The organism is Thermomonas haemolytica, from assembly GCF_004346265.1.
Lineage (GTDB): Bacteria > Pseudomonadota > Gammaproteobacteria > Xanthomonadales > Xanthomonadaceae > Thermomonas > Thermomonas haemolytica.
Genome location: NZ_SMAP01000005.1, coordinates 89,534 through 112,459, shown reverse-complemented (window position 1 = coordinate 112,459; position 22,926 = coordinate 89,534). Strand labels below are relative to the sequence as shown.

At 71.7% G+C, this 22,926-nt stretch carries 26 protein-coding genes; 19 read left to right on the top strand and 7 right to left on the bottom strand.

Features of this window, described 5'->3' with window-relative positions:
* From EDC34_RS07965 to EDC34_RS07955, 3 genes are read left to right on the top strand one after another with little or no spacing between them, the layout of a single operon-like run.
* Entirely contained in the window at nucleotides 1-579 is a 579-nt protein-coding gene (locus tag EDC34_RS07965; protein WP_240311079.1) for an RNA polymerase sigma factor, read from the top strand.
* Nucleotides 576-986 carry a hypothetical protein gene (locus EDC34_RS07960; protein ID WP_114959971.1) on the top strand — a complete coding sequence of 137 codons (411 nt, stop codon included), beginning with the start codon at nucleotides 576-578 and terminating at the stop codon, nucleotides 984-986. Before EDC34_RS07965 ends, EDC34_RS07960 begins: the two co-directional genes overlap by 4 nt.
* Nucleotides 987-992: 6 nt before the next feature.
* Entirely contained in the window at nucleotides 993-1,451 is a 459-nt protein-coding gene (locus tag EDC34_RS07955) for a DUF3106 domain-containing protein (RefSeq protein ID WP_114959970.1), read from the top strand.
* A gap of 30 nt (nucleotides 1,452-1,481) precedes the next feature.
* On the opposite strand, the gene EDC34_RS07950 is transcribed toward EDC34_RS07955, so the two are convergent.
* Complete coding sequence (locus EDC34_RS07950; RefSeq protein WP_114959969.1) at nucleotides 1,482-2,576, bottom strand: NAD(P) transhydrogenase subunit alpha; 1,095 nt, start codon at nucleotides 2,574-2,576, stop codon at nucleotides 1,482-1,484.
* A gap of 81 nt (nucleotides 2,577-2,657) precedes the next feature.
* Between EDC34_RS07950 and EDC34_RS07945 the strand changes: the two genes are divergently transcribed.
* The 3 genes from EDC34_RS07945 to EDC34_RS07935 are packed head-to-tail and all read left to right on the top strand — an operon-like array spanning nucleotide 2,658 to nucleotide 4,743.
* On the top strand, nucleotides 2,658-3,239 hold the full coding sequence (locus EDC34_RS07945) for a nitroreductase family protein (protein ID WP_114959968.1): 582 nt from the start codon (nucleotides 2,658-2,660) through the stop codon (nucleotides 3,237-3,239).
* Between the two features lie 20 nt (nucleotides 3,240-3,259).
* Nucleotides 3,260-4,153: a 5'-3' exonuclease gene (locus tag EDC34_RS07940; RefSeq protein ID WP_114959967.1), complete on the top strand. Its 894-nt coding sequence runs from the start codon at nucleotides 3,260-3,262 to the stop codon at nucleotides 4,151-4,153.
* Between the two features lie 47 nt (nucleotides 4,154-4,200).
* Entirely contained in the window at nucleotides 4,201-4,743 is a 543-nt protein-coding gene (locus EDC34_RS07935; RefSeq protein WP_114959966.1) for an NUDIX hydrolase, read from the top strand.
* Between the two features lie 13 nt (nucleotides 4,744-4,756).
* On the opposite strand, the gene pip is transcribed toward EDC34_RS07935, so the two are convergent.
* A complete protein-coding gene (gene pip, locus EDC34_RS07930) occupies nucleotides 4,757-5,704 on the bottom strand; it encodes a prolyl aminopeptidase (protein ID WP_114959965.1) in 948 nt (315 codons plus the stop codon).
* 62 nt (nucleotides 5,705-5,766) lie between these two features.
* Nucleotides 5,767-6,618: a peptide chain release factor N(5)-glutamine methyltransferase gene (prmC, locus tag EDC34_RS07925; RefSeq protein WP_165921021.1), complete on the bottom strand. Its 852-nt coding sequence runs from the start codon at nucleotides 6,616-6,618 to the stop codon at nucleotides 5,767-5,769.
* A gap of 181 nt (nucleotides 6,619-6,799) precedes the next feature.
* Here prmC and ahpC point away from each other — a divergent pair, with 181 nt between their 5' ends.
* From ahpC to EDC34_RS07900, 5 genes are all read left to right on the top strand, one after another.
* Nucleotides 6,800-7,399, top strand: coding sequence for an alkyl hydroperoxide reductase subunit C (ahpC, locus tag EDC34_RS07920; RefSeq protein WP_114959964.1), 600 nt, complete (start codon nucleotides 6,800-6,802; stop codon nucleotides 7,397-7,399).
* Between the two features lie 168 nt (nucleotides 7,400-7,567).
* Complete coding sequence (ahpF, locus tag EDC34_RS07915; protein ID WP_114959963.1) at nucleotides 7,568-9,139, top strand: alkyl hydroperoxide reductase subunit F; 1,572 nt, start codon at nucleotides 7,568-7,570, stop codon at nucleotides 9,137-9,139.
* A 4-nt stretch (nucleotides 9,140-9,143) separates the two neighbouring features.
* Nucleotides 9,144-9,572, top strand: a complete 429-nt coding sequence (locus tag EDC34_RS07910) for a VOC family protein (RefSeq protein ID WP_114959962.1) — start codon at nucleotides 9,144-9,146, stop codon at nucleotides 9,570-9,572.
* Nucleotides 9,559-10,458, top strand: a complete 900-nt coding sequence (oxyR, locus tag EDC34_RS07905; protein ID WP_114959961.1) for a DNA-binding transcriptional regulator OxyR — start codon at nucleotides 9,559-9,561, stop codon at nucleotides 10,456-10,458. Before EDC34_RS07910 ends, oxyR begins: the two co-directional genes overlap by 14 nt.
* A 20-nt stretch (nucleotides 10,459-10,478) precedes the next feature.
* Nucleotides 10,479-11,123 carry a hypothetical protein gene (locus tag EDC34_RS07900; RefSeq protein ID WP_114959960.1) on the top strand — a complete coding sequence of 215 codons (645 nt, stop codon included), beginning with the start codon at nucleotides 10,479-10,481 and terminating at the stop codon, nucleotides 11,121-11,123.
* Between the two features lie 177 nt (nucleotides 11,124-11,300).
* Here EDC34_RS07900 and EDC34_RS07895 read toward each other — a convergent pair whose 3' ends face one another.
* Both EDC34_RS07895 and EDC34_RS07890 read right to left on the bottom strand, forming a co-directional pair.
* A complete protein-coding gene (locus tag EDC34_RS07895; protein ID WP_114959959.1) occupies nucleotides 11,301-12,221 on the bottom strand; it encodes a DMT family transporter in 921 nt (306 codons plus the stop codon).
* Nucleotides 12,218-12,481: a putative signal transducing protein gene (locus EDC34_RS07890; protein WP_114959958.1), complete on the bottom strand. Its 264-nt coding sequence runs from the start codon at nucleotides 12,479-12,481 to the stop codon at nucleotides 12,218-12,220. Before EDC34_RS07890 ends, EDC34_RS07895 begins: the two co-directional genes overlap by 4 nt.
* Nucleotides 12,482-12,587: 106 nt before the next feature.
* On the opposite strand from EDC34_RS07890, the gene EDC34_RS07885 reads away from it, so the two are divergent.
* The 5 genes from EDC34_RS07885 to grxD all read left to right on the top strand — a co-directional run bounded on the left by EDC34_RS07885 (nucleotide 12,588) and on the right by grxD (nucleotide 17,637).
* Entirely contained in the window at nucleotides 12,588-14,327 is a 1,740-nt protein-coding gene (locus EDC34_RS07885; RefSeq protein ID WP_114959957.1) for a glutamine--tRNA ligase/YqeY domain fusion protein, read from the top strand.
* Between the two features lie 9 nt (nucleotides 14,328-14,336).
* Nucleotides 14,337-14,900 (top strand): nucleoside deaminase, encoded by a 564-nt coding sequence (locus tag EDC34_RS07880; protein WP_114959956.1) that lies wholly within the window; start codon nucleotides 14,337-14,339, stop codon nucleotides 14,898-14,900.
* Entirely contained in the window at nucleotides 14,896-15,948 is a 1,053-nt protein-coding gene (gene rlmM / locus EDC34_RS07875; RefSeq protein ID WP_114959955.1) for a 23S rRNA (cytidine(2498)-2'-O)-methyltransferase RlmM, read from the top strand. The genes EDC34_RS07880 and rlmM overlap by 5 nt, the downstream gene beginning before the upstream one ends.
* A gap of 67 nt (nucleotides 15,949-16,015) precedes the next feature.
* Complete coding sequence (locus EDC34_RS07870; protein WP_425477457.1) at nucleotides 16,016-16,651, top strand: SGNH/GDSL hydrolase family protein; 636 nt, start codon at nucleotides 16,016-16,018, stop codon at nucleotides 16,649-16,651.
* A 62-nt stretch (nucleotides 16,652-16,713) separates the two neighbouring features.
* Nucleotides 16,714-17,637, top strand: a complete 924-nt coding sequence (gene grxD / locus EDC34_RS07865; RefSeq protein WP_114959954.1) for a Grx4 family monothiol glutaredoxin — start codon at nucleotides 16,714-16,716, stop codon at nucleotides 17,635-17,637.
* A 41-nt stretch (nucleotides 17,638-17,678) separates the two neighbouring features.
* On the opposite strand, the gene EDC34_RS07860 is transcribed toward grxD, so the two are convergent.
* Entirely contained in the window at nucleotides 17,679-18,221 is a 543-nt protein-coding gene (locus EDC34_RS07860; protein WP_275895184.1) for a DUF924 family protein, read from the bottom strand.
* Nucleotides 18,218-18,994 (bottom strand): AMP nucleosidase, encoded by a 777-nt coding sequence (locus EDC34_RS07855; protein WP_114959953.1) that lies wholly within the window; start codon nucleotides 18,992-18,994, stop codon nucleotides 18,218-18,220. Before EDC34_RS07855 ends, EDC34_RS07860 begins: the two co-directional genes overlap by 4 nt.
* Before the next feature lie 152 nt (nucleotides 18,995-19,146).
* On the opposite strand from EDC34_RS07855, the gene EDC34_RS07850 reads away from it, so the two are divergent.
* The 3 genes from EDC34_RS07850 (at nucleotide 19,147) to EDC34_RS07840 (ending at nucleotide 22,891) form a co-directional block, all read left to right on the top strand.
* Complete coding sequence (locus tag EDC34_RS07850; protein WP_114959952.1) at nucleotides 19,147-20,553, top strand: amidohydrolase; 1,407 nt, start codon at nucleotides 19,147-19,149, stop codon at nucleotides 20,551-20,553.
* The gene (locus EDC34_RS07845; RefSeq protein WP_114959951.1) at nucleotides 20,550-21,845 is read left to right on the top strand and encodes an amidohydrolase family protein; all 1,296 of its coding nucleotides are present in this window, start codon (nucleotides 20,550-20,552) and stop codon (nucleotides 21,843-21,845) included. The genes EDC34_RS07850 and EDC34_RS07845 overlap by 4 nt, the downstream gene beginning before the upstream one ends.
* A gap of 104 nt (nucleotides 21,846-21,949) precedes the next feature.
* The gene (locus tag EDC34_RS07840) at nucleotides 21,950-22,891 is read left to right on the top strand and encodes a DegV family protein (RefSeq protein WP_114959950.1); all 942 of its coding nucleotides are present in this window, start codon (nucleotides 21,950-21,952) and stop codon (nucleotides 22,889-22,891) included.
* Nucleotides 22,892-22,926 lie beyond the last annotated feature (35 nt).

Here is a 22,926-nt window from a genome sequence, read left to right as displayed (position 1 = left end):
ATGCTGCTGCTTGCTCCCGCTAAGCTTGCGCCGGTGAACGCCGAATCACCGCCGCCCGCCACCGGTCCGGCCACGCTGGAGGAGTTCCTGCGCGCGATCGAAGCGCGCGCCTTCCGCTTCGCCGAGCTCGGCCTGCGCCACCGCGACGACGCCCTCGACGCGGTGCAGGACGCGATGCTGAAGATGCTGGGCTACCGTGACCGCCCGGCATCGGAATGGTCGCCACTGTTCTGGAGCATCCTGTGTAACCGCATGACCGACATGCAGCGGCGCGGCCTGTTCCGCCTGCGCTGGCTGCTGCCGGGCAGCAGCGACCGCGACGGCGAGCCGCTGGACTGGGCCGACGACGACAGCCCGGACCCGTCCCGCCAGCACGACGGCCAGGAGGCCTGGCAGCGGATCGGCAGCGCCCTGCGCCGGCTGCCCGCGCGCCAGCGCGAAGCCTTCACCCTGCGCGTGCTGGAGGAGCTGGACGTGGCCGAGACCGCCCGCATCATGGGTTGCAGCGAGGGCTCGGTGAAAACCCACCTGTCACGCGCGCGCGCGGCGCTGCAGGCGCAACTGGAGGACTTCCGATGACCCGCCCGACTTCTTCCGCCGACCGCGATGCAGGCCGCGACCTGCTGTTCGACGCCAGCGTGCGCGCGCGCCACGCCGAGGCACTGCAGCGGCTGTCGCCGCGCGTGCAGGCCCAATTGGCGCAGCGCCGCAACGCCGCCCTGCGCGGGCAGCCGGCCGCCGCGCGCCGCGCGCATCGCCTGCATTTCGCCGCCGCCGGTTTCGCCACCCTGTGCGCGCTGGCGCTGGGGCTGCATTTCCAGCCGGGGCCCTCGGAGGCCCCCGGCGCCCTGCCGCCGGCGGTGACCACGGCGGCGACGGCCCCCACCCACAAGACCACGCGCGCGCCGTCCACCCTGCTCGACGAAGACCCCGAGTTCTATGCCTGGCTGGGCTCCTCCGATGCCCGCCGGGTCGCCATGGAGTAAGCCCCGATGACCCGCATGACCCAGACCCTCGTCCTCTCGCTGGCCCTATCGCCGGCGCTGGCCCTATCGCCGGCGCTGGCCCTCGCCCAGCAGGCTACGCCGGCTGCCGCGCCGTCGTATCCGGAGTGGGACAAGCTGAGCCAGGCCCAGCGCGATGCGTTGGTAGCACCGCTGCGCGACCGCTGGAACGGCAACCCGGACGAACGCGCGCGCATGCTGGAACGCGCCCAGCGCTGGCAGCAGATGGCCCCGGCGCAGCGCGACCGCGCCCGCAGCGGGGCCGAGCGCTGGGAAGCGATGACGCCGGAGCAGCGCGAGCAGGCACGCGCGGTGTTCCATGCGGTGCGCGGGATGGACAAGGAGGCCCGCCGCGCGTTCATGGACCAGTGGCAGCAGATGAGCCCGCAGCAGCGCGCGGACTGGGCCCGGGCGCACCCCGCGCCGGCGCGCCCCGACGGCCGCTGAGCCGGCCGCGGGCATGCGCGCCCGCCGCGCTCAGGCGCCGGCGGCAGTGCGCTCCGGCCAGACCGTCCTGGCCAGCAGCTCGTCGTCCCAGTCGAACGCCAGCGCGCCGTCCTTCACCAGCAGCATGGCGAAGTTGTAGAGGTTGCGCGCGTACATCTCGCTGGCGTGCTGGGCGCCCAGCGAGGCCAGGTTGAGCGGACCGGCGATGGTGACCCCGGCCACCTCCACGCGCTCGCCGGGACGGGTGAGTTCGCAGTTGCCGCCGGTCTCCGCGGCCAGGTCCACGATCACGCTGCCGGGCTTCATCCCGTCCACCATCGCCGCGGACAGGATCTTCGGCGCCGGCCGCCCAGGGACCGCGGCGGTGCACACCACCACGTCGATGCCCTTCAGGTGCTCGCCCAGCCGGCGCTGCTGCTCGGCGCGCTCCTCGTCGGTCAATGCACGCGCATAGCCGCCCTCGCCGGCGGCGGACACGCCCAGATCGAGGAAGCGGCCACCCAGCGATTCGATCTGCTCGCGCGTCTCCGGTCGCACGTCGAAGCCTTCCACCTGTGCGCCGAGGCGGCGGGCGGTGGCGATCGCCTGCAAGCCGGCCACGCCGGCACCGACCACCAGCACCTTCGACGGGCGGATGGTGCCGGCCGCGGTGGTGAGCATCGGGAAGAACCGCGGCGCCAGTTCGGCCGCGATCAGCACCGCCTTGTAGCCGGCCATGCCGGCCTGCGAGCTGAGCACGTCCATCGCCTGCGCGCGGGTGGTGCGCGGCAGCCGTTCCAGCGGGAAGGCGAGCAGGCCGCGTTCGCGGATGGCTTGCCCGCGGGCCGCGTCCGCCTGCGGCTGCAAGAGGCCGACCACGGTCGCGCCAGGCTTGAGCGCGGCAATCACTTCGGCCGGCGGCGGCTGCACGCACAGCACCAGGTCGGCGGCGGCCAGCGCGTCCTCGCGCAGCGCGGCCCCGGCCTCGGCATACAGCGCATCCGCGAAGAACGCCCCCGCCCCCAGCCCCGGCTGCACCTGCACCGTGCACCCGGCCGCCACCAGCTTGCGGCAGGTCTCCGGCGTGAGTGCCACCCTGCGCTCGCCTGCGGCCGTCTCCCGCGCCACGCCCACGATCACCGCCATCGCCGCCCCCGCTTTCGCCGTGTTGCCCGCATCCTACCGAATGCGGCGGCTACCATGGCCGTCCCCACCCGCGGATTCCCCATGCTCACCCTCGCCGCCCTCGACGCCCGCCGCTCCGTCCCCACCCGCCAGCTCGCCGCACCCGGCCCGGACGAGGCGCAGCTGCTGCGCATCCTGCGCACCGCCGTGCGCGTGCCCGACCACGGCAAGCGGGTGCCGTTCCGGTTCCTGCGCATCGCAGGCCCTGCCCGCGCGGCGCTGGCCGACGCCGCGCTCGCGCGCCTGCGCCAGCGCGAGCCGGACGCGGGTGCAGCGGTGGAAGAAAAACTGCGTACCCGCTTCACCCTGCCGCCGCTGACGCTGGCGGTGGTCACGCGGCTGGGGTCGGACGAAAAGATCCCGGACAGCGAGCGCCGCGCCACCGCCGCCTGCGTCTGCCTGCTGCTGCTGCAGGCGGCGCAGGCCGAAGGCTTCGGCGCGCAATGGCTGACCGGCTGGCCGGCCTACGACCGCCCGTTCCTGGAAGGCACGCTGGGGCTGGCCGCGGATGAGGAACTGGCCGGGACGATTGCCATCGGCACCCCGCAGGTCGCCGCGCCCGAGCGCGAGCGCCCCGACCCGGCCGCGCTGCTGGCGGACTGGTGCCCCGGAGGGGGGCGCTGACCGCCGTCTACAATTCCCGGATGAGCGTGCCCACCCTCCACCTCGTCGATGCCTCGCTGTACGTGTTCCGCGCCTGGCACTCGCTGCCGGACGAGTTCCACGACGCCGACGGCTGGCCGACCAACGCGGTGCACGGCTTCGCCCGCTTCCTGCTGGAACTGCTGGAGCGCGAGCGCCCGCAACACATCGCCGTCGCCTTCGACGAGGCGCTGGATTCGTGCTTCCGCAACGCCCTGTACCCGGCCTACAAGGCCAACCGCGAGCCGGCCCCGCCGGAGCTGCGCCGGCAGTTCGCGTGGTGCAAGGCGCTGTGCCAGGCGCTGGGGCTGACGACACTGGCGCATACCGATTACGAGGCCGACGACCTGATCGGCAGCGCCGTCCACCGCGCGCGCGGCCGCGGCTTCCGCAGCGTGATCGTCTCTGCCGACAAGGACCTCTCGCAGCTGCTGCAGCCGGGCGACGAACAGTACGACTTCGCCAGGGGCCAGCGCTGGGGCGCGGACGGGGTGAAGGCGCGGCATGGCGTGCACGCGCACCAGATCGCCGACTACCTGGCACTGACCGGCGATGCGGTGGACAACATCCCGGGCGTGGCCGGCATCGGCCCGAAGTCGGCGGCGGTACTGCTGGCCCACTTCGGTTCGCTGGACGCGCTGCTGGAGCGCCTCGACGAAGTGCCGTTCCTGCGCCTGCGCGGTGTCGCCCAGCTGGCCGCGCGCCTGCGCGAACAGCGCACGCAGGCCCTGCTGTGGCGGCGGCTGACCACCATCGCGCTGGACGCCCCGCTGCCGGCGCATGACTTCAGCCGCCAGGGTGGCGACGGCGCCGAACTGGATGCGCTGGCCGACTGGGTCGGCTTCGGCCCGCTCACCCGCCGCCGACTGGCCGCCGCGGCAAGCCTGCCAGCATGAGCAGGCCGCGCGCGCGGTCCGTCATCGGCCTGCGCTAGCATCGGGGCATGGACGACACCCGAGAGATCCTCCACGAAGGCCAATGGCTGCGGCTGGTGCGCATCGGCCATTGGGAATCCTGCGAACGCGTGCATGGCGAGGGCATGGCGGTGATCGTCATCGCCGTCACCCCGGCCGACGAGGTGCTGTTCGTCGAGCAGTACCGCATCCCGCTGGGCGCGCGCACGATCGAGATGCCGGCCGGGCTGGTGGGCGACGATCCCGCCCATGCCACCCTGCTGGACGCCGCGCGCGAGGAGCTGATCGAGGAAACCGGCTGGGCACCGGGCCGGTTGGAGGTGCTGCTGGCCGGCCCCACCAGCTCAGGCATGAGCAACGAACGCATCGCCTTCGTGCGCGCCCGCGATCTGGTGCGGGTGGGCGCAGGCGGTGGCATCGGCGACGAACGCATCACCGTGCACGCAGTGCCGCGCCGCGAGGCCCCGGCTTGGCTGATGCGCAAGCACGCGGAAGGCTACGAGCTGGACCTCAAGCTCTGGGCCGGGTTGTGGATGATCAAGCGCAACCCGGACGGCAGCCCGGTGGACTGAACGCCGCCGCGCCTCAACCGGCGGCGAAGCGGTCGGTGGCCTGCACCAGCGCATCCACGTTTTCGGCCTCGAACGCGGAATGTCCGGACGTCGGGCTGACGATCAGCTCGGATCGCGGCCAGACCGCATGCAGATCGAACGCATTCTGGATCGGGCAGACCACGTCGTAGCGGCCATGCACGATCACCCCGGGAATCCCGGCAATGCGATGCGCATCGCGCAGCAGCTGGCCTTCTTCCTCGAAGAACCCGCCGTTGACGAAGTAGTGGTTCTCGATCCGCGCGAACGCCAGCGCGAAGGCGGGATCGCCGTGGGTCTCGGCGTAGTCGTCGGGAATGTGCAGATAGCTGGTGGCGCCTTCCCAGATGCTCCAGGCGCGCGCCGCGGCCAGCCGCACGCCCTCGTCGTCGGAGGTCAGGCGCCGGTAGTAGGCACCGATCAGGTCGCAGCGCTCCACCGCCGGGATCGGTGCGAGGAAATGCTGCCACGCATCCGGGAACAGGCGGCTGGCACCCTCCTGGTAGAACCACTCCAGTTCCCAGCGGCGCAACAGGAAGATGCCGCGCAGCACCAGCTCGGTGACGCGCTGCGGATGGGTTTCGGCATAGGCCAGCGCCAGGGTCGAACCCCAGCTGCCGCCGAACACCTGCCAGCGTTCGATGCCGAGGTGTTCGCGCAGTTTCTCGATGTCGGCGACCAGGTCCCACGTCGTGTTGTCGACGAGGTCGGCATGCGGCGTGCTGCGCCCGGCCCCACGCTGGTCGAACAGCACGATCCGGTACTTCGCGGGATCGTGGAAGCGGCGCATGTTGGCGCTGCAGCCGCCGCCCGGGCCGCCGTGCAGTAGCACCACCGGCTTGCCCTCGGGGTTGCCGCACTCCTCCCAGTACAGGGTGTGGCGTGCGTCCACCGCCAGCATGCCGCTGCGGTGGGGCGCGATCTCGGGATACAGGCTGCGCATGCGGGAGATTCCAACGCTGTGGGGATGCGCCGATTCTAACGGCTGGCCAGCACGCGCCTCGATCATGCCGGTGCGCGCCCCGGCACCTTCTGTGACCAGCGCCCCAGGCTCACCCGGTCGCGCCCTTCCAGATCGCGTTCGGTCGCGACCTCGCTGAAGCCTGCGGCCTCCAGCAACACCCGCACCGCCGGGCCCTGATTCCAGCCGTGCTCCAGCAGCAGCCAGCCGCCCGCATGCAGATGGAGGCCGGCATCACGCACGATCACCCGGATCGCGTCCAGCCCGTCGGCACCGGAGGCCAGCGCGGCCGGCGGCTCGAAGCGCAGGTCGCCCTGCGCCAGGTGCGGATCGTCTTGTTCGATGTAAGGCGGATTGCTGGCGATCAGGTCGAAGCGCTCCTGCGCCAGCGGCACCAGCCAGTCGCCGTCGCGGAACTCGACCCGAAGGCCGAGGCGCTCGGCGTTGCGGCGCGCCACGGCCAGCGCTTCCAGACTGGCATCGGTGGCGACGATGCGCGCCTGCGGCCGCTCGCGCGCCAGCGCCAGCGCGATCGCACCGCTGCCGGTGCCGAGGTCGGCCACCCGCAGCGGCTGCCCCGCCGGCAGGCGCGCCAGCGCCAGCTCCACCAGCAATTCGGTCTCCGGACGCGGGATCAGGGTGGCCGGACTGACCTCGAGCTCCAGGCTCCAGAATCCTTGCCGCCCCAGCAGATAGGCCACTGGCTCGCCCGCCTGCCGGCGCGCCAGCAGGGCCTCGAAGCGGGCACGCGCCGGTGCCGGCACCGCGGCCTCTGGATGCGCGTACAGCCAGCTGCGCGAGCGCCCCAGCGCCTCCGCCAGCAGCAGCTCGCCATCGACAGGGTCGATACCCGTTGCCTGAATGCGCAGCAGCCCGGCGACCGTCGCCTCACTCACGTTCGCCACCGAACCGCGATGATCGCCGCAGGATGACGTCTGGAAAGCCGCATTTCAGAGATCTCCCGCTACTGATAGTTAAAAACTATCTAAATGATAGAAACGATTTTATTGATGGATTGAATCGCGCGCGCTAGTTTTTGCGCAACGCAACATCCCCACCACACGGAGAGTCTGAAAGATGTCCCTGCTCGAAAACAGCCTGCAAGCCGACCGCCGCCCGCTGATCAATGCCCGCATCCCCGCGTTCAAGGCGCAAGCCTACCGCGAGGGCAAGTTCATCGAAGTGACCGACAAGGACCTGCACGGCAAGTGGTCGGTGCTGATCTTCATGCCGGCCGCCTTCACCTTCAATTGCCCGACCGAGATCGAGGACGCGGCCGACCACTACGCCGAGTTCCAGAAGCTGGGCGCCGAGGTCTATATCGTCACCACCGACACCCACTTCTCGCACAAGGTGTGGCACGAGACCAGCCCGGCGGTGGGCAAGGCCAAGTTCCCGCTGGTCGGCGACCCCACCCACCAGCTGACCCGCGCCTTCGGCGTGCACATCGACGAAGAGGGCCTGGCCCTGCGCGGCACCTTCATCGTCAGCCCGGATGGCCTGATCAAGACCATGGAAGTGCACGACAACGCGATCGCGCGCGACGTCACCGAGACCCTGCGCAAGCTGAAGGCCGCGCAGTACGTGGCCGCGCACCCGAACGAAGTGTGCCCGGCCAAGTGGAACGAGGGCGCCAAGACCATCAAGCCGTCGCTGGACCTGGTCGGCAAGATCTGACCTCCGCGCCGCGGGCGGCCGCTGCCGTCCGCGGCCCGCGCCCCTTCCCCGCGCCGGGAAGGGGCTGCGGCCAGCCCCGCCGCCCTGCGCGGCTGGCCGCAGCCCGCTTCCACCCCGCCGTTTCTGCCCCTCCGCCCCACGTCCCACCCTCCCCCGAGGATGTCCCGAATGCTCGAGCAAGACCTGAAAGACCAACTGGCCGGCTACCTGGAGCGCGTGCAGGCGCCGATCGAACTGGTCGCCAGCCTGGACGACTCGCCGGCCGCGCGCGAACTGGACGCGCTGCTGGACGAGATCGCCGCGCTCTCGCCGAAGATCACCCGCGTCGCCGGCGACGATGCGCGCAAGCCCTCGTTCCTGATCCGCCGCGCCGGCACCGACGTGCAGGTCGGCTTCGCGGCGGTCCCGCTGGGCCACGAGTTCACCTCGCTGGTGCTGGCCCTGCTGCAGGTCGGCGGGCACCCGGTGAAGATCGACGAGGCGCTGGCCGCGCAGGTGCGCGCGCTGGACGGCGACTACCGCTTCGAAACCTACATGTCGCTGCATTGCCAGAGCTGCCCGGACACGATCCAGGCGCTGAACGCGATGAGCGTGCTGAATCCGCGCATCCGCCACGTGGCGATCGACGGCGCGCTGTTCCGCGACGAAGTCGAGGCGCGCCAGATCCTGTCGGTGCCGACCGTCTACCTCAACGGCCAGCCGTTCGAGAACGGGCGCATGGGCGTGGAGCAGATCCTCGCCCGGCTCGACACCGGCGCGGCCGCGCGCACCGCCGCGGCGCTGGCCGAACGCGCGCCCTACGACATGCTGATCGTCGGCGGCGGCCCGGCCGGCGCGGCGGCGGCGATCTATGCCGCGCGCAAGGGCATCCGTACCGGGTTGGTGGCCGAACGCTTCGGCGGCCAGGTGCTGGATACGCTGGCGATCGAGAATTTCCCCTCGGTCGAATACACCGAGGGCCCGAAGCTGGCCGCTGCGCTGGAAGCGCACGTGCGCCAGTACGGGGTGGACCTGGTCACCGCACAGGTCGCGCGCGCCCTACACCCGGCCGGCGACGACGGCCTGCTCGGTATTGAATTGGAAAGCGGCGCCACCCTGCGCGCGCGCAGCGTGGTGCTGGCCCCCGGCGCGCGCTGGCGCCAGACCGGCGTGCCCGGCGAGGCCGAGTACCGCACCCGCGGCGTCACCTATTGCCCGCACTGCGACGGCCCGCTGTTCAAGGGCAAGCCGGTGGCGGTGATCGGCGGCGGCAATTCCGGGGTGGAGGCGGCGATCGACCTCGCCGGCGTCGCCTCCGAGGTCACCCTGCTGGAATACGAGGGCAAGCTGCGCGCCGATGAAGTCTTGCAGCGCAAGCTGCGCAGCCTGCCGAACGTGCGCGTGCTGGTGAATGCCCAGACCACCGAGATGCTGGGCGACGGCCAGCGCCTGACCGGCCTGCGCTGGCTGGAACGCGGCACCGCGCTGCGCCACGAGCTGGCGGTGGATGGCGTGTTCGTGCAGATCGGCCTGCTGCCCAATACCGAGTGGCTGAAGGGTGCGGTGAAACTGTCGGCGCGCGGCGAGATCGTGATCGACGACCGCGGCCAGACCTCGCTGCCCGGGGTGTTCGCCGCCGGCGACGCCACCACCGAGCCGTATAAGCAGATCGTGGTCGCGATGGGCGCCGGTTCCACCGCCGCGCTGTCCGCCTTCGACTACCTGATCCGCACCCCGGCGGGCGCCGCGCAGGCGGCCTGACGCGATGGCGACGCGGCCGTTCGACGTGCAGCGCCTCGACCACGTGGTGCTGCGTGTGCGCGACCTGGACCGCAGCGAAGCGTTCTACCGCGACGTGCTCGGCTGCGAGACGGTGCGCCGCCGGGACGACCTGGGCCTGCGCCACCTGCGCGCAGGCGCTTCGATGATCGACCTGGTGGCGGTGGACGGCCCGCTCGGCCGGCGCGGCGGCACCGCGCCGGGCCCGCAAGGCCGCAACCTCGACCATCTCTGCCTCCGGATCGAGCCATTCGACGAAGCCGGCATCATCACGCACCTGGCGGCACACGGGCTCGCACCGCGCGGCCCCGCGAGGCGCAATTTCGGCGCGGAAGGCGATGGGCCCTCGCTGTACTTCGACGATCCCGACGGCAACACCATCGAGCTGAAGGGAGCCGCCGATGAACCTGCGTGACCTGAAGTACCTGGTGGCCCTGGCTGACCTGCGCCACTTCGGCAAGGCGGCGGAGGCCTGCTTCGTCAGCCAGCCCACGCTCTCCACCCAGATCCGCAAGCTGGAGGAGGAGCTGGGCGTGGTCCTGGTCGAGCGCGCGCCGCGCAAGGTCATGCTGACCGCCGCCGGCCAGGACGTGGTGCAGCGCGCGCGCCGGATCGTGGCCGACGTGGACGAGATGAAGGAGGCCGCGCGACGCAGCCACGACCCGGCCTCCGGCACCCTGCGCCTGGGCGTGTTCCCCACCCTCGGCCCGTATCTGCTGCCGCACGTGGTGCCAGCCCTGCGCGAGGCCTTCCCGCAGCTGGAGCTGCTGCTGGTGGAGGAAAAGAGCGACGTGCTGCTGCAGCGCCTGCGCGATGGCCAGCTGGATGCCGCGCTGCTGGCGCTGCCGCTGCACGACGAGCAGCTGCACGCGCAGTTCCTGTTCGAAGAGCCCTTCGTGCTGGCCGCGCCGGAGCGCCACCCGCTGGCGCAGGCGCGCGGCCTGCACATCGACGACCTCGGGCACGAAACCCTGCTGCTGCTGGAAGACGGCCACTGCCTGCGTGACCAGGCACTGGACGTATGCCGGCTGGCCGGTGCGCAGGAGAAAGCCGGGTTCCGCGCGACCAGCCTGGAGACCCTGCGCCAGATGGTGGCCGCCGGGGTCGGTGTCACCCTGCTGCCGGCGCTGTCGGTGCACGCACCGGTGGTGCAGCCGGCCGGGATCCGGTTGGTGCCGTTCGCCGATCCCGCCCCCACCCGCCGGCTGGCGCTGGCCTGGCGCAAGTCGTCGGCGCTGGACGGCTTCCTGCGCCAGGTGGCGGATGTCATCGCCGCACGCGCGCGTGCACAATTGGGCTGACCCCCGCGCCCGGAGCCCCGATGCCCACCCGCAGCGGCCTGATCCTGGCCATCGCCGTCTGCCTGGCCCTGGCCTGGTGGCTGGCGCATCCGCGCGTGCGCCTGCCGGCCCCGGCACCGGCCACCGTCGCGGTGCCGCCGGCCTGCCCGCTGCCGCCGCAGGTGCACCCCGGCGAGCCACCGCTGCAAAGCCCGGTGCCCCCCGGCACCGTCCTGCCCGACGTCGGCCCCGCCAGCCTCACCGCGCTGGCCGGATTCAGCGTGGATGCCCGCGTGCTCGGCCGCGAGGACTACCGCTTCGGCCGCGAGGCGGCGTATTCGCCCAGCGACCTCGCGCTGGGCTGGGGCCGGATGGCCGATCCGGCGATCCTCAAGCATCTGTCGATCCACCAGGGCGGCCGCTGGTACCACTACCGCTGGCGCGGGCACCCGCCGATCCCGCCGGCCGAGATCGCCAGCAGCAGCGCGAACATGCATATCGTCCCGGCCGACGAGCGGGTGGCGGCGGTTCTGCACCGCCTGCATGCGGGGCAGCACGTGCGCCTCGACGGCTGGCTGGTGCGGATCGACGACCACGGCTGGCACTGGGTGAGCTCGCTGCGCCGCGACGACACCGGCAACGGCGCCTGCGAGTTGGTCTACACCTGCGCGATCACTCCGCTCTGAGGGCCGCAGCCCGCACGCCACGCGACGCACCCCCATGCCCGTTCGTGGTGCGCCTGTCGAACCATGACCAGGCCGCGTGTCAGCCACATTCCGCACAGCGCGCGGCGCACCCCCATGCCCGTTCGTGGTGAGCTTGTCGAACCACGGACGGGCAGCGCCACCGCATGCCCGCGCGCCTCATGGCTCCTGCACGGGCAGCGGCGGCTGCCGTCCGCGAACGCCGGCCACGAAGATCCCGGCCAGGCTGACCGCCAGCCCCATCCACTGCCGCGGCGACACCGGCACGTCGAACAGCAGCACGTCGAGCAGGTAGGCGACGATCGGCTGCGCCAGCAGCAGCAAGCCGGCCAGCGCCACCGGCAATGCGCCCATCGCGCGCGAGATCAATATCCAGCTCAGGCAGTGCCCGATCGCCGCCAGCGCCAGCAGCACGCCCCAGGTGTGCAGGGACGGCGGCCGCAACGCCTCGCCCTCGGCCCAGCCGATCGCGCCCAGGCACAGCGCGCTACCGAACGCGGCCAGGCACAGCACCTGCTCCACCGGCACCCGCGCGCGCCCGGCCCCGGACAGCGCCTGGGTGCGCTTGATCCCGATGTTGTAGGCGGCATACGCCACCCCGGTGGCCAGCCCCAGCCAGACCCCGCCGCGGTACTGCGGCGGCAGGCTGGCCCAGTCCGCGCCCAGCAGCAGCCACAGCCCGAAGAACGCCAGCAGCACGCCGGCCACGAAGCGCGGCCCCAGCCGCTCGCGGAACAGCAGCACGCCCGCCAGCGCCATGAAGAACACCTGCGCGTTCGCCAGCAGGGTGGCCAGACCCGGGCCGATCCGCAGGATGCTCTGGTGCCACATCCACAGGTCGATGGCGAACGCCAGCACCGGCACCGCCAGCCAGCGCCAGGCCTTGCCGGGCAGCGCCTGCCAGCCGTGGCGCAGGGTCACCAGCGCGGCCAGCAACACGCCGGCCAGCAGCATCCGCCAGAACGCCACCGCGGTCGGCGGCATTCCGGCCAGCCGCACCAGGATCCCGTTGCTGCCGATGATCGCGGCCCCGGCCAGCAGCTGCAAGCTGGCCGCGCGCGACGCCTGCGCGTGGCTCATGCCGGATCGCCGGCCGGCAGGGCATCCGGGTCGGCATCCGGTGCCGGCGCATCCCCCAACTGCAGCTGCGCGACCACCGCGCGCGCCGCCGGCTCGGCGGCATCCGCCACCATCACCGCCACCAGCCCGAACACCCCGAGTTCGCCGATCCCGCCGGTCAGGGCCTCGCCGCGCACGAACGCGGGGATGCCGGCATCCTCCAGCGCATGCTTGACCAGATGCGCGTCGATCAGGTTGGCGGCGTCGTACACGGTGCGCATCGGCTCTCCTCGCAGGCGCCCAGCGTAAACCCCGGCACCCGCGCGCGGAACCCTTGCGCGGCGGGGCTCGGATAAACTAGCCCGCTACCTGCCTGCGACCCCTGCCGTGTCCGATACCCCCGCTTCCGCCGACGCCCCCGCGCGCACCGACTTCATCCGCCAGATCGTCCGCGACGACCTGGCCAGCGGCAAGCACGCCGCGATCAAGACCCGCTTCCCGCCCGAGCCCAACGGCTACCTGCACATCGGCCATGCCAAGGCGATCTGCCTGGACTTCGGCATCGCGGCCGAATTCGGCGGCAGCTGCAACCTGCGCCTGGACGACACCAACCCGGCCAAGGAAGACCCCGAGTACGTGCGCGCGATCCAGGACGACGTGCGCTGGCTGGGCTTCGACTGGGCCAGCCTGCGCCACGCCTCGGACTATTTCGAAGTGTTTTATCTCGCGGCGGAGAAGCTGATCCGCCAGGGTGACGCCTTCGTCTGCGACCTCACCCCGGAGCAGGTTCGCGAGTACCGCGGCACCCTGACCGAACCGGGCCGCGAATCGCCTTACCGCAATCGCAGCGTCGAGGAGAACCTCGACCTGTTCCGGCGCATGCGCGCGGGCGAGTTCGCGGACGGCGCGCGCACCCTGCGCGCGAAGATCGACATGGCCAGCGGCAACATCAACCTGCGCGATCCGGCGCTGTACCGGATCAAGCACGTCGAGCACCAGAACACCGGCAACGCGTGGCCGATCTACCCGATGTACGACTTCGCGCATTCGCTGAGCGACGCCATCGAAGGCATCACCCACTCGCTGTGCACGCTGGAGTTCGAGGACCACCGCCCGCTGTACGACTGGTGCGTGGACAAGGTGGACCTGGCGAACAACCCGGAACTGCTGGCGCCGCTGGTCGCCAAGGGCCTGCCGCTGGAAGCCGGCAAGCCGCGCCAGATCGAGTTCTCGCGCCTGAACTTCAACTACCTGGTGATGAGCAAGCGCAAGCTGCTGGCGCTGGTCGAGGAAGGCCTGGTCGATGGCTGGGACGACCCGCGCATGCCCACCCTGCAAGGCATCCGCCGCCGCGGCTACACGCCTTCGGCGCTGAAGCTGATGGTCGAACGCGTGGGCATCAGCAAGCAGAACTCGCTGTTGGACATCTCCATCCTCGAAGGCGCGCTGCGCGACGACCTCGACGCGCACGCGCCGCGGCGGATGGCGGTGCTCGACCCGCTCAAGCTGGTGCTCACCAACCTCGATGCCAGCCACGAGGAAACGCTGACGTTCTCCAACCACCCGAAGGACGCGGCGCAGGGCGAGCGCGGCATCCCGTTCGCGCGCGAGCTGTGGATCGAGCGCGAGGATTTCGAGGAAGTGCCGCCGCCGGGATTCAAGCGCCTGACCGTGGGTGGCGAGGTGCGCCTGCGCGGCGCCGGCATCGTGCGCTGCGATACGGTGGTGAAGGACGCCGACGGCCGCATCGTCGAACTGCACGGCACGCTCGACCCCGCCTCGCGCCCGGGCATGGAAGGCGCCAACCGCAAGGTGAAAGGCACCATCCACTGGGTCAGCGCGAAGCATGCGGTGCCGGCGGAAATCCGCCTGTACGACCGCCTGTTCACGGTGCCGAACCCGGACACCGACGAGGACGGCAAGACCTACCGCGACTACCTGAACCCCGACTCGCGCCGCGTGGTCACTGGCTACGTGGAGCCGGCCGCAGCGCAGGCCGCGCCCGAGCAGGGCTTCCAGTTCGAGCGCCTGGGCTACTTCGTGGCCGACCGCTACGACCACCGCAGCGATGCGCCGGTGTTCAACCGCAGCGTGACCCTGCGCGACACCTGGTCGCAGAAGGGCTGAGCCATGCCGATGCCCCTGCCCGTGCAGCTGCATCTCACCCTGCCCGTCTGGGTGATGGAGCTGGATCTGGCCAGCCGCGATTTCTCCAGCGATGCAGCCAAGGTGGCATTCGCAATCGAGCTGTCGCGCCTGAACGTCGAACACGCCAGCGGCGGCCCGTTCGGCGCCGCGGTGTTCGGGCCGCAGGACCAGCTGATCGCGGTCGGCGTGAACCGGGTGGTGCGCCAGAGCTGTTCGGCGGCGCACGCCGAGATGATGGCCTACATGCTGGCGCAGCAGCGCCTGCAGCAGTTCCGGCTGAACGCACTGGGCGGCCCGGTGACGCTGGCGACCTCGGCCCAGCCGTGCTGCCAGTGCTACGGCGCCACCGTGTGGGCCGGGATCGACCGCCTGCTGATCGGCGCCCGCGCCGAGGACGTGGAGGCGCTGACTTCATTCGACGAAGGCCCGCTGCCGGCGGACTGGGTGGGCGAACTCAGCAGGCGCGGCATCGAGGTGGTGCGCGACATCGAGCGCGACGCCGCGCGTGCGGCGCTGAAGGCCTACGGCGAACTGGGCGGGCCGAATTATTGACGGCCTGCTGGGCTACTGCCGCCAGGGCTTCGAGCCGGAACTGGCCGGCGAGCTGAGCGAGCGCGCCGGCACGGCCGGGCTGCCCGGCTATGCGCGCACCGAGCGCGACAGCGGCTACGTGCTGCTCCTTACTCCTGACCCGGCCGACGCCGACGCGCTCGACCGCGCGCTGCCGTTTTCCACGCTGGTGTTCGCGCGCCAGAAGCTGCGCCTGCTCGCCGAATTGCGCGGGCTGGACCCGGGCGACCGCATCACGCCGATGCTGCAGGCGCTGCGCGGGCAGGCCCGGTTCGGCACGCTGCTGATGGAGCATCCCGACAGCGATGCCGGCAAGCCGCTGGCGGGGCTGGCGCGCAGCCTCGGCAACGCCCTGCGCCCGGCGCTGCGCAAGGCCGGCCTGCTCGGGGCGCAGGACGACCCGCGCCTGCCGCGCCTGCACGTATGCTTCGTCGCCGGCGACCACGCCTTCCTCGCCCGCAGCCTGCCCGCCGACAGCGCGCCGTGGCCGCTGGGCATCCCGCGCCTGCGCATGCACCCGGACGCGCCCTCGCGCTCGGCGCTGAAGCTGGAGGAGGCGCTGCGGGTGCTGCTGACCGATGCCGAGCGCGCGCGCCTGCTGCAGGACGGCATGCGCGCCGCCGACCTCGGCGCCGCCCCCGGCGGCTGGACCTGGGTGCTGACCCGCCACGGCCTGCGCGTCACCGCGATCGACAACGGCCCGCTGCGCCCGCACGTGCTGGACACCGGCCAGGTGCAGCACCTGCGCGCGGACGGCTTTTCCTGGCAGCCGCCGCAGCCGCTGGACTGGATGGTCTGCGACATGGTGGAACAGCCGCGCCGGGTGGCCGAGCGGATGGCGACCTGGCTGCGCGAGGGCTGGTGCCGGCAGGCCATCTTCAACCTCAAGCTGCCGATGAAGAAGCGCTGGCAGGAGACGCAACTGTGCCTGGAGCTGTTCGCGCGGCAGGCGGGCAGGCCGCTGACGATCCGCGCCAGGCAGCTCTACCACGACCGCGAGGAAATCACGGTGCTGGCGCTGCCGGCCTGACCACGGGCGGCGCGCGGCGGGCATCCCGGCTACGCTTGCGCGACCGGTTTCCTCCGCAGGCAGGCACGTGAGCACGATCCGCTATCTGGCCCTGGGCGATTCCTACACCATCGGCGAGGGCATCGACGAACCCGGGCGCTGGCCGCTGCAGCTGGCGGCGCGCCTGCGCGCGGACGGGCTGGCGCTGGAACCGCCGCGGATCCTCGCCCGCACCGGCTGGACCACCGACGAGCTGTCCGCCGCGATGGACGCCGCCGAACCGCTGGGGCAGTGGGACTTCGTCTCCCTGCTGATCGGCGTCAACAACCAGTACCGCGGCCTGCCGCTGGCGGACTACGCGCGCGGGTTCGATGCCCTGCTGGCGCGCGCCATCGCGCTGGCCGGCGCGCGCGCGGGGCGGGTGCTGGTGCTGTCGATCCCGGACTGGGGCGTCACCCCGTTCGCCCGCCGCGAACTGCGCAGCCCGCGCCGGATCGCCGCCGAGCTGGACGCCTGCAATGCCGCCGCTGCCGAGCTCTGCCGCGCGCGTGGCGTGGTGTTCGTGGACATCACCGGGATCAGCCGCGACGCCGGCGATGCCCCGGCGATGCTGGCTGACGACGGCCTGCATCCTTCCGCCGCGCAGTACGCGCGCTGGGTCGATGCCGCGCTGCCGGTGGCGCGCGCCCTGCTGGCCGGGGCCAGCGCTGGCGATCAATCCTGACCCGCGCCGGGGCCGCACGCACGGCGGCGTAGAATGGCGGCCCCCACTCCCGGAATGCCCCCATGTCCCTCGATCCCGCCCTGCGCGCCCGCATCGACGCCCTGCTGGCCGCCAACCCCGTGGTGCTGTTCATGAAGGGCAGCCCGGACGCGCCGGCCTGCGGCTTCTCGGCCAAGGCGGTCGGCGCGCTGGACGCCGTCGGCGCCAGCTACACGCACGTGGACGTGCTGGCCGACCCCGAGATCCGCGAGGGCATCAAGGCCTACGGCGACTGGCCGACCATCCCGCAGCTGTACATCGGCGGCGAGCTGGTGGGCGGCTCGGACATCATTCTGCAGATGGCCGCCAGCGGCGAGCTGCACGCCGCGCTGGGCCTGCCCGCGCCCGACCGCACGCCGCCGCGGCTGCACATCACCCCGGCGGCGGCGCGCATGCTGCAGCAGGCCATCGCCGATGCCGGCGCGGGCTACGCGCTGCAGATCGAAGTGGACAAGGCCTTCAACGCGCGGTTGCAGCTGGCGCCGCTGGACCCCGGCGCGATCGCCTGCGAGGAAGCCGGCATCCGCGCCCAGTTCGACCTCGCCAGCGCCCGCCGCGCCGACGGCATGCGCATCGACTGGGTGGAAGACGCGCGCGGCAAGGGCCTGGTGATCGACAACCCGAACGCGCCGCCGAAGGTGCAGCCGCTGACCCCGGCGCAGGCCGCCGAGCGGGTGCGCGCCGGCACCCTGGTGCTGGTGGACGTGCGCCCGCTGGACGAGCGCCTGCTGGCCGAGGCACCGGTGCCCTACCGCCACCTGGACCACGGCGTGGCCGAACTGGAGGCGCTGCCCAAGGACACCGCGCTGGCGTTTTTGTGCCATTCCGGCGGCCGCAGCGCGCAGGCGGCGGAACACTTCCGCGCGCGCGGCTTCACGGCGGTGTTCAACGTCGCCGGCGGGATCTCCGCGTGGGCGCTGCTGGACCCCACCCTGCCACGCTACTGATCAGCGCCCGAACGCGCCGCCCGGCAAGCCCGGGCGGTGGCTCAGAACCCGCCGCCCGCGTCCAGCCACGCCTGCTCGCGCGGGGTGTTGACCCGCCCCAGCGCCGCGTTGCGGTGCGGGAAGCGACCGAAGCGCGCGATCACGTCGCGGTGGGCGATGGCGTAGCCCAGGAGCTCGGCATCGCCCAGCGCGGTGAACAGCTCCACCGCGCGCTGCTGGTCGGCCATCGCCTCGGAATGCTCGAACGGCAGGTAGAAGAAGAACCGCAGCGCCGGCTGGACTTGCGCATCGAAGCCGGCCTCGAGGGCGCGACCGGCGAAATGGAGCGCCAGCGGATCGGTGGCGAAGGCGTGGCCGCTGCCGCGGAAGATGTTGCGCGGGATCTGGTCCAGCAGCAGCACCAGCGCCAGCGCGCCCTCGGCATCGGCCAGCCAGTCGTCGCATCCGCGCCTGGCCGCGGCGAAATGGGCGTCCTGCCAGCGCTGGCGGCATTCGGCGTCGAACGCCGCGCCGCCACGGAACCATTTGCCCATGCCCGCTTCGCACCAGAACTCCAGCAGGTCGGCGGCGAGGGCGCGGTTCACTCGTCGAACCGCAGGTGACGCACCGACTTGCCGTTGCGACGGATCAGCTTCAGCGCATCGATGCCGACCTGGATGTGCCCACGCACGTACTCGGCCGACACCTTGGCGTCGCTGGCCTCGGTCTTCACGCCATCGGGGATCATCGGCTGGTCGGACACCAGCAGCAGCGCGCCGCAGGGGATGCGGTTGGCGAAGCCGGCGGCGAACACGGTGGCAGTTTCCATGTCGATGGCCATGCAGCGCATCGCGCGCAGCTTCTGCTTGAACTCCGCGTCGTGCTCCCACACCCGGCGGTTGGTGGTGTACACGGTGCCGGTCCAGTAATCGAGCTCGAGGTCGCGGATGGTGGTGGAGATCACCCGCTGCAACGCGAACGCCGGCAGCGCCGGGACCTCGGGCGGCAAATAATCATTGCTGGTGCCCTCCCCACGGATGGCGGCGATCGGCAGGATCAAATCGCCCAGCTTGTTCTTCCTCTTGAGCCCGCCGCACTTACCCAGGAACAGCACCGCCTTCGGCGCGATCGCGGACAACAGGTCCATGATGGTGGCGGCGTTCGGGCTGCCCATGCCGAAGTTGATCATGGTGATGCCATCGGCGGTGGCGCTGGGCATCGGGCGGTCGGTGCCGACGATGGCCGCGCCGGTCATCTCGGAAAAATGTTGCAGATAGCCGCCAAAGTTGGTGAGCAGGACGTGCTGACCGAACTGCTCCAACGGCACGCCGGTGTAGCGCGGCAGCCAGTTGTTGACGATGTCTTGCTTGTTATCCATCGCTTTCCTCACCTTTTGCGTGATTCTAATCGCCCGCCCCCCGCACCGCGCGGGTCGTCCGCCCACCCGGGCATGACCTCGGGCACGTGGCGCACACGCCGGCTTGGCGCTAGTGTCGTGGCGCTGCATCCACACGTTCCGGGGAACCTTCGATGAAACCCTTGCCCATCGCCATGCTGGCGGTGCTGCTGGCCGGTTGCGCCAGCGTGCCGCAGACCACGCCGCAGGGCGCGGCGCGGACGCCCGCCGCGCCCGCCAAGCCCTACGACTTCGCGGCCGACCCCTACCCCAGCACCTACCGACCGGTCGCGGCACCGCCGGTGCTGCTGCAGCACGCCACCGTGCTGACCGGCACCGGCACCCGCCTGGAGGATGCCGATGTGCTGCTGCGCGACGGCCGGATCGTGGCGATCGGCGCGGGCCTGGACGCACCAGCCGACGCCGTGCGCGTGGACGCCCGCGGCAAGTGGGTCACCCCCGGCATCATCGACATCCATTCCCACCTCGGCGTGTACCCCAGCCCGGGCGTGAGCGCGCACGGCGACGGCAACGAGATGACCTCGCCGGTGACCCCGAACGTCTGGGCCGAGCACTCCATCTGGCCGCAGGACCCGGGTTTCGCCACCGCGCTGGCCGGCGGCGTCACCAGCCTGCAGGTGCTGCCCGGCAGCGCCAACCTGATCGGCGGGCGCGGCGTCACCCTCAAGAACGTGCCGGCCACCACCTACCAGGCGATGAAGTTCCCGGGCGCGCCCTGGGGCCTGAAGATGGCCTGCGGCGAGAACCCCAAGCGCGTGTACGGCCAGCGCGGCGGCCCGGCCACCCGCATGGGCAACGTGGCCGGCTACCGCGCCGCGTTCGCCGAAGCCGCCGAGTACATGAAGAAGCGCAAGGCCGGCGGCAAGGAGGCGGAAGGCAAGCGCGACTACAAGAACGACACCCTGGCCGGTGCCATCAACGGCGACATCCGCGTGCACATCCACTGCTACCGCGCCGACGAGATGGCCACCATGCTCGACCTGGCCAAGGAGTTCGGCTTCAAGATCGCCGCTTTCCACCATGGCGTTGAGGCCTACAAGATCGCCGACCGCCTGGCCGCCGAGGGCGTATGCGGCGCGCTGTGGGCCGACTGGTGGGGCTTCAAGATGGAGAGCTTCGACGGCATCCAGGAAAACATCGCGCTGGTGGACCGCGTGCCCGGCGGCTGCGCGATCGTGCATTCGGATTCCGAGGAAGGCATCCAGCGCCTCAACCAGGAAGCGGCGAAGGTGATCGCCAACGCCGGCCGCGCCGGCATCGCCATCCCGCCGGAACGCGCGATCCGCTGGATCACCTCCAACCCGGCCAAGGCCATGGGCATCGACGCCCAGACCGGCACCCTGGAGCCGGGCAAGATGGCCGACGTGGTGGTGTGGAACGGCAACCCCTTCAGCAGCTATGCGCAGGCCGAACAGGTGTACGTGGACGGCGCGCGCCTGTACGACCGCCACGACCCGACGCGGCAACCGAAATCCGACTTCCTGCTGGGGCAGGACATCACCACCGGAGGTGTGCGATGAAGTTCCCTCGCCTGCGTGCCATCACGCTCGTAGCGGCGCTGCTGGCCGCCAGCACCACCGCTGCGGCGCAAGATGTCCTGATCCGCAACGCCACCGTGCATACCGCGACCGCGCGCGGCACCCTGCGCGGCGCCGACGTGCTGGTGCGCAATGGCCGTATCGCCGCGGTCGGCCAGGGCCTGCAGGCCGGGGGCGCGGCCGTGGTCGATGCCCAGGGCGCGCCGCTGACGCCGGCCCTGTTCGGCGGCATCAACGACATCGGGGTGGAGGAAGTCTCCGGCGAATCGGCCACGGTGGATGCCAGCCTCGCGCTCGGCGCGAATGCCGCCGACATGCGGGTGCGCCCGGAGTTCGACGTCACCCTCGCCTACAACCCCGACTCGGTGCTGGTGCCGGTGGCGCGGGTGGAAGGCATCGGCTGGACCCTGCTGTCCGCGGGCAGCAAGCCCGGTGGCTCGCTGATCGGCGGCCAGGGCGGCGTGGTGCGGCTGGACGGCAGCCTCGACGCGGTCGGCCCGCGCGCGCTGTTCGTCACCCTCGGCGGCGACGGCGCCAACCTCAGCGGCAGCTCGCGCGCCGCGCAGTGGATGCTGCTCGACCAACTGGTGGACGAACTGCGCGGGCGCATCCCGCAGGATTCGCAGTTCGCCCTGCTCACCCCGGCCGGGCGTGCGGCTATGGCCCGCTACATCGGCGGCGGCGGCCGGGTGATGGTGCGGGTGCAGCGCGCGGCCGACATCGCCCGCCTGCTGCGCTGGGCCAGGCAGCGCGACGTGCGCGTCGCGGTGGTGGGCGGCGCCGAGGCGTGGAAGGTCGCGCCGCAGCTGGCGGCCGCGGGCGTGCCGGTGTTCGTGGATGCGCTGGCCAACCTGCCGGCCGATTTCGACGAGATCAACGCCACCCTCGAAAATGCCGCGCGCCTGCACGCGGCCGGGGTGCGGGTGTCGTTCTTCCAGGGCCGCGATGCCTCGCACAACGCGCGCAAGATCCGCCAGCTGGCCGGCAACGCGGTGGCCAACGGGCTGCCGTGGGACGCGGCGCTGGCCGGCCTGACCACGGTGCCGGCCGACGTGCTGGGCGTGACCGATGCGGTGGGCAATGCCATCGCGCCGGGCCAGCGCGCCGACCTGGTGCTGTGGTCGGGCGACCCGCTGGACGTGGCCAGCGTGGCGCGCCAGGTGTGGCTGGATGGCCGCGCGATCCCGATGCGCAGCCGCCAGACCGAACTGCGCGACCGCTACCTGCGCGCGGACGACGGCCTGCCGCGCGCCTATCCCGCCCCGGCGCGCTGAACGGAGTCCCCCGAAAAGGGAATGCGAGCCGCGTCGCACAATGCACGCGGCCGCGACTTGCGGTAGCTTCGTGGCATCACAGTCGGAGCCCAAAGGGGGGATCCATGCGCATCGGAATCATCGTGGACTCGGCCTGCGACCTGCCGGGCGAGTTCCTGGAGCGGGAGCACATCACCATCCTGCCGGTCACCGTGCAGATCGGGCAGGCGGTGCTGGCCGACGTCCGCAACGAGGAAGCGACGATGAACTTCCTCAGCGGCGAGACCGGCGCCCGCGCGTTCGAGGCCGAGACCACGCCGTTCACCGTGCAGCAGGTGCACGACCTGTTCCTGAACAAGCTGGTGCTGGACTACGACTACGTGTTCTGCATCACCACCACCCGCACCCGCAGCGGCATCCACGACAACGCGGTGCAGGCCAGCTATACCATCCTCAACGATTACAAGCCCGTGCGCGCGGCCTCGGGCAACAACACCCCGTTCATGCTGCGCGTGATCGACAGCCAGAACGTGTTCTCCGGGGTCGCGGTGCCGGTGGTCGAGGCCACCCGCCTGCGCGCCGCCGGCGAGACCCCGCCGCGCATCCGCGCCAACCTCGAGAACCTGGCGCGGCATACCCACGCCTACATGGTGGCGCCCGACCTGAACTACCTGCGCAACCGCATCAAGAAGCGCGGCGACAAGAGCGTGAGCTTCCTCAGCGCGGCGCTGGGCACCGCGCTCGACATCAAGCCGGTCCTGCACTGCAACCAGGGCGAGACCGAGCCAGTGGCCAAGGTCAAGGGCTTCGCCAACGCCAGCGAGCGCCTGTTCGACTTCACCGCGCGCCGGGTCAAGAGCGGCCTGCTCTCGCCCACCGTGTGCCTGAGCTACGGCGGCCCGCTGGAGGAGATGCGCAAGCTGCCCGGCTACGACCGCCTGCGCGAGACCTGCGCCGCGCAGAAGGTGGAGGTGTTCGAGAGCTTCATGGGCCTGTCCGGGCTGGTGAACGTGGGCAAGGGCGCGCTGACGGTGGGCTTTGCCTCGGAGCAGAGCGGCTTCGACTGAGCGTGACGGCGCCTGCACGCGCCGCGCATTACCCT